Source organism: Mycobacterium sp. E802 (assembly GCF_001666875.1).
GTDB lineage: Bacteria > Actinomycetota > Actinomycetes > Mycobacteriales > Mycobacteriaceae > Mycobacterium.
In genome coordinates this window covers 1-13,169 of record NZ_LZJD01000023.1, presented here as the reverse complement: position 1 = coordinate 13,169, position 13,169 = coordinate 1, and the positions used below count along the sequence as shown (strand labels likewise).

Genomic DNA, 13,169 nt, shown 5'->3' with positions numbered 1-13,169 from the left:
GGACCGACCACGGAGGCAAGAAATGAAACTCGGTCTGCAGTTGGGGTACTGGGGTGCTGAGCCGTTGGCCAATGCTCCCGAGCTCATCCAGGCAGCGGAAAACGCCGGATACGATTCGGTTTTCACCGCAGAGGCGTGGGGATCGGATGCTTACACCCCACTTGCTTGGTGGGGTGCGGCGACACGTCGAGTTCGGCTGGGAACATCGGTGGTGCAGATGTCCGCACGTACCCCGACCGCGTGCGCGATGGCCGCACTGACCCTGGACCATCTGTCCGGCGGTCGGCACGTACTGGGCCTGGGCGTCTCCGGTCCGCAGGTGGTCGAGGGCTGGTACGGGCAGCCGTTCGCAAAACCGTTGGCTCGCACCCGTGAATACATCGGCATCGTCCGCCAGGTGCTCGAACGCCAAAGCAAGGTCAGCAACTCCGGGCCGCATTACCCGTTGCCGCTCACCGGGGAGAACACCACCGGTAAGGGAAAGACGCTCAAATCGATCACCCATCCACTGCGCGCAGACCTGCCGATCCTGCTAGGCGCCGAGGGGCCCAAGAATGTGGCACTCGCCGCCGAGATCTGTGACGGCTGGCTGCCGATCTTCTACAGCCCCAAGCTTTCCGACACCTACAACGAATGGCTTGATGAGGGGTTCGCCCGGCCGGGAGCCCGCCGCAACCGTACCGACTTCGAGGTCTGCGCCAGCGCCAACGTCGTCATCACCGATTACCGCACCGCGGTGCTGTCCGCGATGAAGCCGCACCTGGCGCTGTACCTGGGCGGGATGGGCGCCGAAGACAGCAACTTTCACGCCAATGTGTTCCGCCGGATGGGGTACGGCGAGGTTATCGACGATGTGAGCCGGCTGTTCCGCAGCGGCGAAAAGGACAGGGCTGCCGAGATCATTCCCGACGAGCTCGCCGACGAAGCTGCCATCGTCGGCGACGCCGACTACGTGCGCAAGCAGATCGGAATGTGGGAGGCCTCCGGGGTCACCACAATGGTGGTCGGCTGCCGCACCGCTGACCAGATCCGCGAGATCGCCGCGCTGTTCTAGCCGACCTGCTGGGGGTGAAACTCCGCACCACACAGACGTTTCACCTCCAGCCGTACTCAGCCCAGGTACACGGACTGCGGGGCCTGGAAGGCGGCGAGGCCCTCCGGCCCCAGTTCCCGTCCGATTCCACTGCTTTTGATGCCTCCGAACGGGCTGCCGTAGTCGATGTTGTAGAAGTTCACTCCGACCGTGCCCGTCCGGATCTTGAACGCCACGTCCTTGGCACGCTCGGCATCTGCGCTCCACACGGTGCCACCGAGCCCGTAGTCAGAGTCGTTGGCGATCCGAATCGCCTCGTTCTCATGGTCGTACGGGATCACCGACAGCACCGGACCGAAGATCTCCTCGCGGGCGATCGTCGCATCGTTGGAGACATCGGCGAAGATGGTCGGCGACACATACCAGCCCTTGTCCAGGCCGACGGGACGGTCGCCACCGCAGACCAGCCGCGCCTCGTCCTTACCTTTCGCGATGAAGCCCTCCACCCGTTCCCGCTGACGCTCGCTGACCAACGGGCCCAGCAACGTCGACGGATCGTACGGATCACCCAGGGGCAGAGCTGAAATCAGGCCCTTGAAGGCATCGATCACCTCGTCGTACCGCGAAAGCGGTGCCAGCACCCTGGTCCCGAGCATGCAGGTCTGCCCACTGTTGACCAGCGTGGCGGGGAACATCCCGAAAATCTGGCTCTGCAGATCGGCGTCGTCGAGGATCAGAGTCGCCGACTTGCCACCGAGTTCGAGGGTGACCGGCCGCAGCAGCCGGCCGCAGACCTCGCCTATCGCGCGGCCGGCGCGCGTCGAGCCGGTGAAGGCAACCTTGTCGACACCGGGATGGCCGACCAGGTACTCCCCTACCGCGGGACCACCGGTGACCACGTTCACCACGCCCGGCGGCAAACCTGCCTCGTCGACCGCCTCTGCGACCGCCAACGCATCCAGGACTGTCTCAGGTGCGGGTTTGAGTACAACAGTGTTCCCCGCAGCCAGTGCGGCGGCCAGTTTGAAGAAGATCAGCGTCTGCGGGAAGTTCCACGGCACGATCGCGGCGACCACCCCGAGGGGGATCTGGCGCACGACAGTCGTTCCGCCGGTGCTCGATTGGCGCTCTTGCACCTCAGGCTGCTCGCGGATCAGTTTGGCGTAGTAGCGCAGCAGCCCGGCCGGTGCGACAGCTTCGCTGCCGGCCGCCACCGTGGTGGGCATGCCGTTCTGCATGGTGACCAGGTTGGCGATCTCGGCGCCGCGCCGCTCCATCACTTCGGCGAATCGATCCAGCGCGTCGGCCCGCCGAGCGGCACCCCAGTAGGCCCAGCCCGTCGGGTCGTCGAAGGCACGCTTCGCGGCACCGACCGCGGCATCGACGTCGGCGCGTGAGCACTCCGGCGCGGCACCCACGACCTCCTCGGTCGAAGCGGAGATGATCTCGAATCGCCCGGAACCCTCGGCTGCCCGCCAGGCTCCATCGATGAAGATCTCATTGTCTGCTCGCGTCAAGTTTCTCGCCCCCCTCTGGTGGCTTCGTTGGTTACTGCGTCGATGCGCACGGCGATACCGTTGAGCACGGACATACCGGCAAGCCGCTCCAGGTCGGCGCTCCTACTCGAGGCCAGTTCGTTGACATTGGCGCCGGACAGGCGGTTGGCCAACTGCCAGCCGCCCCGGTGTCCCCAACCGTGCGGGATCGCCAGCGTGCCCGCATTGACATCTTCAGTGAGCACCACGTCGGTCTCGATCGAGCCGTCACTGGAACTGATCCGCACCCGGCCGCCGTCGGTGACTCCGGCGGCAGCGGCGTCCTCGGGATTGATCCGTGCCTGATGCCGCCGGTCGCCCTTCATCAGCGTGGGACTGTTGTGCATCCACGAGTTCTGCGAACGCATTTCGCGCATCCCGATCGCCATCAACGGGTAGTTCGGGTCATCCGGGTGGTTGGCACCGAGCCGGCCGATCTCCTGGTTGATCTCCGGCACGTCGAGCATGACCCGGCCACCGGGATGGCAGACAGTCTCTGCCAGGATTCCGGTCGGTGCATGTTCAGCCAGAACGATGCCGTGCGGATTCTCGCGCAGCTTACGCGGATTCAGCCCGCCCCGGCGCAACCCGAACCGATCACCGTACGGCCCGACGCGGATCAGCAGGTCGATCATCTTCCGGGGCGTGAGGCGCATGATCCCGCGCCGGTCCAGCCACGACATCACGCCGTTCAGCCGTTCCAGCGGGCCGGTGGCAAAGATCGCCAGCTTCATCCGGCGGGCCAGGTCGGCGAAGACCTCCCACTCGTTGCGAGCCTCGCCATAGGGCTCCAGCACCGCCGCGGTGGTCTGCATGAATACGGTGGGGGCACACGCTGCGAAGCCAAAGGGCACGTCTTCACGTTCCAGGAACGTGGTACTGGGCAGGATGTAGTCGGCATGCTTGTTGGTCTCGTTGACGTAAAGATCCAGTGCGACAAACAGATCCAACTCAGCGAACGCCGCTTCGAGGTCTGGACCGTTCGGGACGGTCAGCACCGGGTTGCCCGCCGTGACGAACAGCGCCCGCAGCTGCCCCTCGCCCGGGGTGCGGATCTCATCCGCCATCACCGCGGCCGGGAAGGTGCTGATCACCTCGGGCATGTCTCCGATCCGGGAGCGGGCCTGGTTATAGGTGAGTTTGCCGGTCCGCTCGCCGAGCTCCTCAAGCGGAACCACACCCTTGGCGAACAGCAATCCGCCTGGGCGGTCCAGGTTTCCGGTGACGATGGCCAGCGCGTCGAGGAGGAAGGACACCAGCGTGCCGTGCCGCCCCAGACACGCCCCGGTCCGCCCGTACGTCGCGGCCGTTGGCGCCGCGGCGAAATCACGCGCCAGGCTTCGCAATACCGTCGGGTCCACGCCGGTGCGCTCTTGGGTGGCCTCGGGGGGAAACCTCTCGGCGATCCGGCGCAGGTCGTCACATCCGTCGGTCTGGGCGGCCAGTGCACTCTCGTCGGCCAGATTCTCACCGAAGATCACGTGCAGCATGGACAGCAGCAGCCAGGAATCCGAGTCCGGCCGGACCGCGAGATGCTCATGGGCGCGGGCGGTCTCGGTGCGCCGCGGATCGACCACGACCACTCGGCCGCCGCGCTTCTTGATGGCCGAGAGGTCGTCCTTGATCCGGGGGGCCCTTAGCAGGCTGCCGTGAGACACCAGCGGATTGGCGCCGAGCATGAACAGGAAGTCGGTGCGCAGCAGATCCGGGAACGGGATCTGACTCGCCGCGCCGTAGAGGAACTTGCTGGCCACCAGCCTGCTGTTGATGTCCTGCGAGGACGACGAGTACTGGTGGTGCGATCCCAGCCTCGCCAGGAACAGGCCCGACCACAGCCCGGTGGCGTACCCGAACGCGGTCGGATTGCCGAAATACTGACCGATCGCGCCACCACCGTGCTGTCCGAGCACGCGCTGAAGTCGCGCTGCGATGTCGTCGAGCGCGGTGTCCCAGTCGACCTGCTCGAATGCCCCGTCCGACCGCCGGCGCAGGGGATAGAGCACCCGATCGGGATCGTTCTGCACCTCGCTGAAGGCGATACCTCGCGGGCACGCCCGCCCCCGGGACAGCGGGTTGTCGGGATCAGGCCGGATCGATTCGAGCCGGCCATTCTCGACGGTGGCGATGATCCCGCACATCGGTTCGCAGATCCGGCAGTACGTGACGTGCTGTTCGATCGTCATGACAACTCCTATGTCCGGCTCAACGGCAGCGGGTCATCGGTGGCGATCGCCAGTTCGGGCAACCGCTCCATGAGCTTGCGGGTCGTCGCTGCGAGCTCGAGGCGGGCCGGCTGATTGCCCAGGCAGATGTGGGTGCCGAAACCCAAGGTGAGGTCCGCCGGTGGCGATCGATCTTCGGTCGTCATGCGTTGTCCCGGTCGGCAAGCGCTGGACGGCGCACCGGGATGACCGCGCCGATCACCGCGCGAACCAATCCCTTGGTGATGTCGAAGAAGTCGAAGTAGTCCCGCCACAGGGTGATTCGACCGTCATGGACCTCGAACACGCCACACACCCAGAAGATGAACGTGAAGCGGCCGACGATGCTGGCGTCGGTGCGTTCGGTCAGCACGGTGGCCCCGTCGGCGGCGATGCGATGAATACGCACACCGAAATGCGAATTGGGTTTGCCGAACAGCAGCCGCATGAAGTTCATGGTGCGGTCGACTCCATTGATCGTTGGCAGCCCGACGTTCTGATAGACGATGTCGTCGGCCAGGTAGGTCGACATCGTCTCGAAATCCTCTGCCTCGCAGGCAGTGAGGAACTGCTCGACCGTCTCGCGGGGGGACCGGTTCACCATTGGTCCCAATGCATGATCTGCTCGAAGGGTAGCCGCTTGGCCGGCCGGAACTCGGTGCCGGTGGTGTAGGCGATCGGGAACATCCCGGCCTGGCTGTACTCGGCAAACGGGATGCCGAGCACCTCGGCCGCCTGACGCTCACCGTCACCGAATAAGTGCATGGTGGTGTATGCCGAGCCCAGGCCGCGAGACCGCAAAGCCAGCTGATAGCTCCACACCGCGGGAAGCAACGATCCCCAGAACGACGCGCCCATCTCGGGTGCCGTCTCGACGCGGCCCTGGATACAGGGGACCATGATCACCGGCACCTCGTGGAAGTGGTCGGCCAGATAGGTCGAGGAATCGACAATCCGATCCATTCGGTCGCCACGGTTGTCCCCCTGCTCGAACTCCAGGCGCGGCAACTGCAGGTAGTTGTCGAATGCGGCGCGGTAGATGTCGGCCAAAGCCTTCTTCTTGGCCGTGTCCTCAACGAACATCCACTGCCAGCCCTGCAGGTTGGACCCACTGGGCGCCTGTACTGCCAGTTCCAGGCATTCCACCAGCACTTCGCGGGGTACCGGTTTATCCGGGTCGAGGCGTTTACGCACCGACCGCGTGGTGGTCAGCAATTCGTCGGCCGACAGCATCAGCGTCATCTCTGATCTCTCCGTGCGAGGGGGTGCGACAGTGTCGCTGATCACAAATTATGCAGCTGCATAAACTCGCGTCAAGTACGAGACCGCGTTCACGCACTGTTGCCGCGCAAGCCGCCGCAGGTGAACTCGATCAGCTGGTCGAGCCACTGCGGGTCAAGCCCTTCGCCTGTCAGCGGGCGCCCGTAGGCGGCGAGATCGGATCCCGCGAGCGCCGAAATCATGGAAAAGATCGCCAGAGTCGTGCGCTGGCGTACCTTCGCCGTCTTCAGATCCGGAACCGCCCGGCGTGCCGCAACGACGAACAACTCAGCCAGGCTCGGCTCCATCGCCATTTCTTGTATCCAGATCGGATCGTCGTCCAGCGCCAGTTGGGTCATCACTTTCAGCCAGCGCAGACCGCCGACCGGATCCAGCTCAAGGAGCCTGACATGCGGTGCGACCAACGCCTCCACCACATCGCGCACCGTGATATCCGTCTCCTTCGCGAGAACGTGTAACCGTTCGGCGGTATCCGGGAAAATCTCGCGCGAACGCCGATGCGCCACAGCCGCAACCAGATCGCGCTTGCTCGTGAAGTGGTAGGCCACCGCCCGGTTCGCCACGCCGGCTTCTCGGGCAACGCCGCGTAGCGACACCGCGCCGATCGACATCTCCGCAAACATTCGCTCCGCGGTGTCGAGAATCAGACCACGCGCATCGACATCGCTGCGGGGCCCACGACGACGTGCTGGGCTGGCAACCATCAGGCCAGGGTAGCGGCGAAATCGCGAACAAGCCGCAATGAGTCATGTGGCAGACCGTCGACGCATCCAGCCTGCGGCAAGCCCCTCGACGTCGAGAACCGCGCCGAGGTGATGTGCAGCGCGACAAGCGATCTCGACCGTTCACTTGCGCGGTTTGCCGACCGCGGGACCGGCGTCCGACAGCCGCGATCGACACTTTACATTTTTCGCAAGAAATGTCACGCTCATCGCGAGTTCCGGCTGACCTGCACCGCAAAGATCGCCGTCCACCACAGGAGTTGACTGCTCGATGAGCATGAAGAAGTACTACGGCCACACACTGCTCTACCTCCACGAGACGATCTCGTTGGGCTCCGGTAGCGCCGGAGAATTCTCCGAGGTGTTCGCCGAGGTGTACCAGCCGATGATGGAGCAGCTCGGGGCTCGACTGTTCTCGCTGTGGGAGACCACCACCTACAACGGACACTGGCCGCAGGTCACGATGATCTGGGAAATCGACGCCTTCGCCGACTACGCCCGCATCGGGCGAGCGCAAGGACGCGGCGGCAGCCACGAAGAGGTCGCTGGGCAGTGGAAGCGGTACCTGGCTGGCACAGGCGCCTCCGGCGAGGGCCGAATCATGTACGCCGGCAAGTACAACAAGACGCTGGCCCAGCTCAAAGACGCAAGCTTCGGCGCGGGCATGGTGATCCAGGAGATCATGGAGACCAAGCCGGGCCGCCAGGACGACTACATCCGCGAGCTGGAGCGCCTTTACGTGCCGTGGTCAGAATCCACCGGCAAACGGTGGCTGGGTTCGTTCATCACAACATTCCGTTTCAACGAGGTGATCCATTACTGGGCCCTCGACGGCGACTGGCGCGTCTTCGAGAACCACTACCCGTCCTGGAAGGACAGCCCACCGGCCGAGATCGTCACCTGGATGAGCGTGGCGCCCGCACTCCGTGACGGCTGGGAGGACTCCATCCTGCAGGCCCTCCCGCCACACCCCCTGCCCTAGCGCCACACCGTCCGATCACTGAGGAGAACCCGATGCCCGAAGCGGTAATTGTCGAAGCCGTCCGCTCGCCCATTGGCAAGCGCAATGGCGCCCTCGCCGGGATCCACCCGGCCGAACTCTCCGCGCAGGTACTCAACGGCCTGGTGCAACGCGCCGGGGTGGATCCCGGCATCGTCGACGATGTCATCTGGGGTTGCGTCATGCAGGCCGGCGATCAGGCCCTCGACATCGCCCGCACCGCACTGCTGGGCGCGGGCTGGCCCGACACGGTGGCCGGGGTGACCATCGACCGGCAGTGCGGGTCGAGTCAGCAGTCGGTGCATTTCGCTGCCGCCAGTGTCGCTGCGGGACACTGCGATGTGGTGGTGGCAGGCGGTGTCGAGGCGATGTCGCGGGTGCCTATGGGCGCATCGCTGGCCGGTGGCGGCAATCCTTTCTTCGCCGGCTTCATGGGCCGCTACGGCACCCATCCCAATCAGGGCATCGGCGCGGAGATGATCGCCGAGAAGTGGGGGTTCAACCGCACGATGGTCGACGAGTTCTCCTTGAACTCCCACGAAAAGGCCTCGGCTGCACAAGATTCCGGCGCCTTCGACGACCAGATCGTGCCCATCGTGGACCAGGATGGGCACGCTGTCACCACCGATGAGGGAGTCCGCCGCGGAACCACCATCGAGAAGATGGGATCGCTCAAACCCGCTTTCAAAGAGGACGGCGTGATCCACGCCGGGAACTCGTCGCAGATTTCCGACGGCGCCGCCGCGCTACTGGTGATGTCGGCGGAGAAGGCGGCCGCGCTCGGCCTGAAACCGATGGCCCGCGTCCACACCGCGACGCTGGCCGGCGTCGACCCGATCATCATGCTGACCGGTCCGATCCCGGCCACCGAAAAGGCTCTCAAGAAGGCCGGGCTACGCCCCGAGGCCATCGGCGTCTTCGAGGTCAACGAGGCCTTCGCCCCGGTGCCGATGGCCTGGCTGAAGGACATCGGTGCCGACGAGAAGCGCCTCAACCCCAACGGGGGCGCCATCGCACTGGGCCACCCGCTGGGCGGCTCGGGTGCACGCCTGATGACCACGATGCTCCATCACATGCGGGACAACGGAATTCGATACGGCCTGCAGACCATGTGCGAAGGCGGCGGCCAGGCGAATGCCACGATCGTGGAACTGATCTGAACCAAGGGAGTGGCCGAACATGACAACAGCCCTGATCTTCGACCCGTTCTCCGACGAGTACTTCAACAACCCGTACGCGACCTACAAACGCATGCGGGATGAAGCGCCCGTCTACTACAGCGAAAAATACGACTTCTACGCGCTGACCCGGCACGCCGACGTCGCCGCCGCGCTGAAAGATCACGCAACATTCTCGTCGGCCAGAGGTGTGACGCTCGAAGAGGTTCAACAGGGCAACGTCGCCCATGAACAGTCGATGATCTGGATGGATCCCCCGGAACACCGCCGGATGCGCAGTCTGGTGAACAAGGTCTTCACGCCCCGGGCCATCGGCGCCATGGAGCCGACCATCCGTGAGTTGATCGACGGCTACCTGTCCGGGATCGACAAGAACAGCTTTGACATCGTCGGCGACTTCTCCGCCCTGTTCCCGGTCGAGGTCATCACTGCCATGCTCGGGGTGCCCGTGGAACAGCGCCAGCAGATCCGGATCTGGCAGGACATCGCCTTGCGGCGGGAACGCGGCCAGGTGGGCATCAGCGACGCGGGTCGCCAAGCCCTGATGGACACCGGGATGCTGTATTTCGAGCTGATCCAGCAGCGCCGCGCCCAGCCGCAGGACGACATGATCACCGCGCTGACCACCGTGGAGGTCGATCGCGAGGACGGCAGTAAGACGAAACTCGACGATGTCGAGATCACCGGATTCGCCGTGCTTTTGGGTGGCGCCGGGGCCGAGACAGTGACCAAGCTGATCGGCAATGCGGCGGTGATGTTCTCCCGCCACGCAGACCAGTGGCAAGCCCTGCGGGCCAACCGCGAACTGATCCCGGCGGCGGTCGAGGAACTGCTGCGCTATGACGCCCCTGCACAGTACGCGGTGCGTTCGGCCACTCGCGATGTGGAACTACACGGGGTCACCATCCCCGCCGACAGCGCGGTGATGCTCATCGAGGCCTCGGCCAACCGGGACGACCGGGCCTTCACCGAGCCGGACCGCTTCGACATCACCCGTGACCGGTCCCAGGCCCAGAATCTCGGCTTCGGGTACGGCATTCACAGCTGCCTCGGTGCGGCGCTGGCGAGAATGGAAGGCCGGATCGCCATCGACCGACTGCTCGACTTCATGCCGCGCTACGAAGTCGATCACGACAGCCTGCGGCGGGTCGCGATGACCAGCGTCGCCGGCTACGAAAGTGTCCCTGTTCGGGTCTTGGAGACCGCATGAGCAGTACCATCGCCACTGCCCAGTTCCATATGACCGGGGTGGTGGATGCCGTCGCCGACGCGATCGGAGATCGCACCCTGGTGGTCCAGGGCGAGCGCCGGTTCACTCATCGCCAGATGTCCGAACGGTCCCGGCGGCTGGCCCGATTCCTGCACGGGCAGGGCCTCGGTATGCACACCGACCGCGGCGACCTGCCCGGCCACGAGGCCGGTCAGGATCTGATGGGCATTTACGCCTATAACGGCAATGAGTACCTGGAGGGCCTGCTCGGCGCGTTCCGTGCCCGGGTTGCCCCGTTCAACGTCAACTATCGGTACGTCAATACCGAATTGACCTATCTGCTCAACGATTCTGGCGCCACGGCGCTGCTTTACCATGCGGCGTTCGCACCCCGGGTGGCCGAGATCCGGGGTGATCTGCCCACGCTGCGGGTGCTCATCCAGATCGCCGACGGCTCGGGCAATGAACTTTTGGACGGCGCCGTCGACTATGAGTCGATCGTGACCGACGGCGCCGCCGAGGGCCCCGACGTCGAGCACTCTCCCGACGATCTGTACGTGCTCTATACCGGCGGCACCACAGGTGCGCCGAAGGGCGTGCTGTGGCGCCAGCACGACATTTTCATCGCGGGCTTCGGCGGCCGCCAGTTCGCCGACAACGACCCGTCGCAGCCGTACCGACAGATCGCCGAAAATGCCGCGGCGCAGCCGGAGAACAAGATGCTTGTGCTGCCACCGCTGATGCACGGCGCCGCCCAATGGGCCTCGATGCTGTCTTTGATCACCGGTCAGACCCTCGTCTTTCCCGCGCAGGTCGAAGGCCTCGACGGCGACGAGGTGGCCGCCACCATCGAACGCGAGCGGATCCCGGTCGTCGCCGGTGTCGGTGATGCGATGGCCCGCCCGTTCCTGGCCGCCATGCAATCCGGCAAACACGACCTGTCGGCACTGAAGATTTGGGCCAACGGCGGCGCCCCGCTGTCCCCGGCAATCAAACAACGGTTGATCGACTCCCATCCCGGGTTGTTGGTTGCTGACGGCGTCGGCTCCTCGGAGACGGGTATGCAGATGCAGCACCTGTCCACCTTGGGCGCGGTCAGCACGGGCATCTTCGTCCCCGGGACCGGCACCTGCGTGGTCGCGGAAGACAAGACCGCATTCGTCACCGCCGGTCATGACGGCATCGGCTGGCTGGCCCAACGGGGCAGTGTCCCACTGGGTTACAAGGGTGACGCCGAGAAGACGGCTGCGGTGTATCCCGTGATCGAGGGCGAACGGTGCTCGGTGTCCGGCGACCGTGCCCGCCACCTGGCCGACGGCACCATCGAGCTGCTGGGCCGCGACTCGGTGACCATCAACTCCGGGGGCGAGAAGATCTTCGCCGAGGAGGTCGAGATGGCGATCGCCTCGCACCCAGCGGTGTCCGATGTGCTGGTGGTCGGCCGGCCGAGTCCCACATGGGGCCAGGAGGTGGTTGCGGTTGTCGCGGTGACCGACGGCGCTGCGGCCACCCCCGAGGAGCTGACCGCGCACGGCGCGACGACCATCGCGCGGTACAAACTGCCGAAGGCCATCGTCTTCGTGCCTACCATCGTGCGCAGCCCGGCCGGCAAGCCCGACTATCGCTGGGCACGTTTACAGGTGAGCGCCAGCGCCGAGGGGAACTGACATGCCGCACGCCGTCATCAATGGTGGCATCGTTGTCTACGAAATACTGGGAACCGCAGGCGAACTCATTGTTCTCACGCCCGGTGGCCGGTTCGGCAAAGATGTATATGGGCTGAGACCGCTGGCCGAACAGCTGGTGGCCGGCGGGCACCGGGTGCTGCTGTGGGACCGCCCCAACTGCGGAGCCTCCGACGTCCAGTTCTTTGGCGAATCGGAATCACACATGCGCGTGGCCACCCTGCACGATCTCCTGTCACACCTGGGCATCGGGCCATGTGTGCTGGCCGGTGGATCGGGCGGGGCGCGGGATTCCATCCTGATGGCGATGCTGCATCCCGAGATGGTGAGCAAGCTGGCCGTCTGGAACATCGTCGGCGGGGTCTATGGCACCATCAACCTGGCCGCCGTCTATGTGCTGCCCAGCCTGCACGCTGTACGCGGACTCGGCACCAAGGGACTCCTCACGGTACCTGAGTGGCAGGAGCGAGTGCGCGACAATCCCGCCAACGAGCAGCGCCTGTTGTCTTGGGATGCAGACGAATTCGTTCAGCTGATGCTGACCTGGCTGAATGCTTTCGTTCCCAAGCCCGGCCAAACACTGCCCGGAATCCCCGACACCATGTTCGCCGCTGTTCGAGTGCCCACCCTGATCATCCGGGGCGGCAAGGGCGATCACGATCACCCCAAGCGCACGTCTCTGGAGGTCAACTGCCTGATCGAGGGTTCGGTGCTGATCGAGCCCCCGTGGCCCGAGGATGCATGGGAACGCGGCGTTGAGAAGATGCTGGCCTCGGGCAGCACGGAATTCACGCTGTTCGAACCGTGGCACCTGGCAGCCCCACCCATTGTGGACTTTCTCGATTCGACCAGGAACAGCTGATCGGCGCTCGTTGACGCACCTCGGAATCCTGCAAGGGCAGTTTGAGCGACAACCCGCGGGCAACTCCGTGCTACCCGAATCGTAGGTTACCTGCAGGCGACAGGTGGCACCCGTTTGTCCGGTTCCGACCCGAGTTGGGTCACTTTGGCCTGTTTTCGAGAGCGGCGGCGCGTTGACCTGCGGTGATGCCTTAGCTTAGTGCACCTGCTAGGCACTAATTTGGATCAGTAGGCTGCCTGGATGGTCTGGATTCGGCGAGTGCGCACGGCCTCGGGCGCGACGGCGGTCCAGATCGCCGAATCCGTGGACGGGCGCCGCCGGATTGTTCGTCATGTGGGCTCTGCGCGTGATGACGCCGAGTTGGGTCTGCTCATCGAGGAGGCCCGCCGGCTGCTGGCCGATGACACCCAGGGTGAGTTAGATCTGGGGATCACCCCGAAAGCCGTTCGGGCCCATATGGTT

The 13,169-nt window shown here is 65.0% G+C and carries 13 protein-coding genes and 1 pseudogene; 7 read left to right on the top strand and 7 right to left on the bottom strand.

Annotation, left to right across the window (positions count from 1 at the left end; translation table 11 throughout):
* The first annotated feature begins 22 nt into the window (after window positions 1-22).
* Window positions 23-1,054, top strand: coding sequence for an LLM class F420-dependent oxidoreductase (locus A5699_RS03580; RefSeq protein WP_067765484.1), 1,032 nt, complete (start codon window positions 23-25; stop codon window positions 1,052-1,054).
* A gap of 56 nt (window positions 1,055-1,110) precedes the next feature.
* Here A5699_RS03580 and A5699_RS03575 read toward each other — a convergent pair whose 3' ends face one another.
* From A5699_RS03575 to A5699_RS28920, 7 genes are all read right to left on the bottom strand, one after another.
* Window positions 1,111-2,550, bottom strand: a complete 1,440-nt coding sequence (locus A5699_RS03575; RefSeq protein ID WP_067765481.1) for an aldehyde dehydrogenase — start codon at window positions 2,548-2,550, stop codon at window positions 1,111-1,113.
* Window positions 2,547-4,751: a molybdopterin-dependent oxidoreductase gene (locus A5699_RS03570; protein ID WP_067765478.1), complete on the bottom strand. Its 2,205-nt coding sequence runs from the start codon at window positions 4,749-4,751 to the stop codon at window positions 2,547-2,549. Before A5699_RS03570 ends, A5699_RS03575 begins: the two co-directional genes overlap by 4 nt.
* 8 nt (window positions 4,752-4,759) lie before the next feature.
* Window positions 4,760-4,936: a hypothetical protein gene (locus A5699_RS28925; RefSeq protein WP_157561065.1), complete on the bottom strand. Its 177-nt coding sequence runs from the start codon at window positions 4,934-4,936 to the stop codon at window positions 4,760-4,762.
* A complete protein-coding gene (locus A5699_RS03565) occupies window positions 4,933-5,373 on the bottom strand; it encodes a limonene-1,2-epoxide hydrolase family protein (protein ID WP_067765475.1) in 441 nt (146 codons plus the stop codon). The genes A5699_RS28925 and A5699_RS03565 overlap by 4 nt, the downstream gene beginning before the upstream one ends.
* Window positions 5,367-6,011, bottom strand: coding sequence for a nitroreductase family protein (locus tag A5699_RS03560; protein WP_067765472.1), 645 nt, complete (start codon window positions 6,009-6,011; stop codon window positions 5,367-5,369). The genes A5699_RS03565 and A5699_RS03560 overlap by 7 nt, the downstream gene beginning before the upstream one ends.
* Window positions 6,012-6,100: 89 nt before the next feature.
* Window positions 6,101-6,754 carry a TetR/AcrR family transcriptional regulator gene (locus tag A5699_RS03555; RefSeq protein WP_082957553.1) on the bottom strand — a complete coding sequence of 218 codons (654 nt, stop codon included), beginning with the start codon at window positions 6,752-6,754 and terminating at the stop codon, window positions 6,101-6,103.
* Between the two features lie 141 nt (window positions 6,755-6,895).
* Window positions 6,896-7,051, bottom strand: a complete 156-nt coding sequence (locus A5699_RS28920) for a hypothetical protein (RefSeq protein ID WP_157561064.1) — start codon at window positions 7,049-7,051, stop codon at window positions 6,896-6,898.
* On the opposite strand from A5699_RS28920, the gene A5699_RS03550 reads away from it, so the two are divergent.
* From A5699_RS03550 to A5699_RS03525, 6 genes and pseudogenes are all read left to right on the top strand, one after another.
* A complete protein-coding gene (locus A5699_RS03550; RefSeq protein WP_067765465.1) occupies window positions 7,050-7,754 on the top strand; it encodes an NIPSNAP family protein in 705 nt (234 codons plus the stop codon). The genes A5699_RS28920 and A5699_RS03550 overlap by 2 nt on opposite strands.
* 32 nt (window positions 7,755-7,786) lie before the next feature.
* Window positions 7,787-8,932, top strand: a complete 1,146-nt coding sequence (locus tag A5699_RS03545) for a thiolase family protein (RefSeq protein ID WP_067765462.1) — start codon at window positions 7,787-7,789, stop codon at window positions 8,930-8,932.
* 19 nt (window positions 8,933-8,951) lie between these two features.
* Window positions 8,952-10,160: a cytochrome P450 gene (locus A5699_RS03540; RefSeq protein ID WP_067765459.1), complete on the top strand. Its 1,209-nt coding sequence runs from the start codon at window positions 8,952-8,954 to the stop codon at window positions 10,158-10,160.
* The gene (locus A5699_RS03535; RefSeq protein WP_067765456.1) at window positions 10,157-11,827 is read left to right on the top strand and encodes an acyl-CoA synthetase; all 1,671 of its coding nucleotides are present in this window, start codon (window positions 10,157-10,159) and stop codon (window positions 11,825-11,827) included. Before A5699_RS03540 ends, A5699_RS03535 begins: the two co-directional genes overlap by 4 nt.
* Window position 11,828: 1 nt before the next feature.
* A complete protein-coding gene (locus tag A5699_RS03530) occupies window positions 11,829-12,707 on the top strand; it encodes an alpha/beta fold hydrolase (RefSeq protein ID WP_067765453.1) in 879 nt (292 codons plus the stop codon).
* A 240-nt stretch (window positions 12,708-12,947) separates the two neighbouring features.
* A pseudogene (locus tag A5699_RS03525) lies at window positions 12,948-13,169 on the top strand (IS1634 family transposase); the annotation flags it as partial.

Bases quoted from the DNA above. Each gene is read 5' to 3' on its own strand.
- A5699_RS03580 (WP_067765484.1), top strand. From the start codon at position 23: ATGAAACTCGGTCTGCAGTTGGGGTACTGGGGTGCTGAGCCGTTGGCC.
- A5699_RS03570 (WP_067765478.1), bottom strand. From the start codon at position 4,751: ATGACGATCGAACAGCACGTCACGTACTGCCGGATCTGCGAACCGATG.
- A5699_RS28925 (WP_157561065.1), bottom strand. From the start codon at position 4,936: ATGACGACCGAAGATCGATCGCCACCGGCGGACCTCACCTTGGGTTTC.
- A5699_RS03565 (WP_067765475.1), bottom strand. From the start codon at position 5,373: ATGGTGAACCGGTCCCCCCGCGAGACGGTCGAGCAGTTCCTCACTGCC.
- A5699_RS03560 (WP_067765472.1), bottom strand. From the start codon at position 6,011: ATGACGCTGATGCTGTCGGCCGACGAATTGCTGACCACCACGCGGTCG.
- A5699_RS03555 (WP_082957553.1), bottom strand. From the start codon at position 6,754: ATGGTTGCCAGCCCAGCACGTCGTCGTGGGCCCCGCAGCGATGTCGAT.
- A5699_RS03550 (WP_067765465.1), top strand. From the start codon at position 7,050: ATGAAGAAGTACTACGGCCACACACTGCTCTACCTCCACGAGACGATC.
- A5699_RS28920 (WP_157561064.1), bottom strand. From the start codon at position 7,051: ATGCTCATCGAGCAGTCAACTCCTGTGGTGGACGGCGATCTTTGCGGT.
- A5699_RS03545 (WP_067765462.1), top strand. From the start codon at position 7,787: ATGCCCGAAGCGGTAATTGTCGAAGCCGTCCGCTCGCCCATTGGCAAG.
- A5699_RS03540 (WP_067765459.1), top strand. From the start codon at position 8,952: ATGACAACAGCCCTGATCTTCGACCCGTTCTCCGACGAGTACTTCAAC.
- A5699_RS03535 (WP_067765456.1), top strand. From the start codon at position 10,157: ATGAGCAGTACCATCGCCACTGCCCAGTTCCATATGACCGGGGTGGTG.
- A5699_RS03530 (WP_067765453.1), top strand. From the start codon at position 11,829: ATGCCGCACGCCGTCATCAATGGTGGCATCGTTGTCTACGAAATACTG.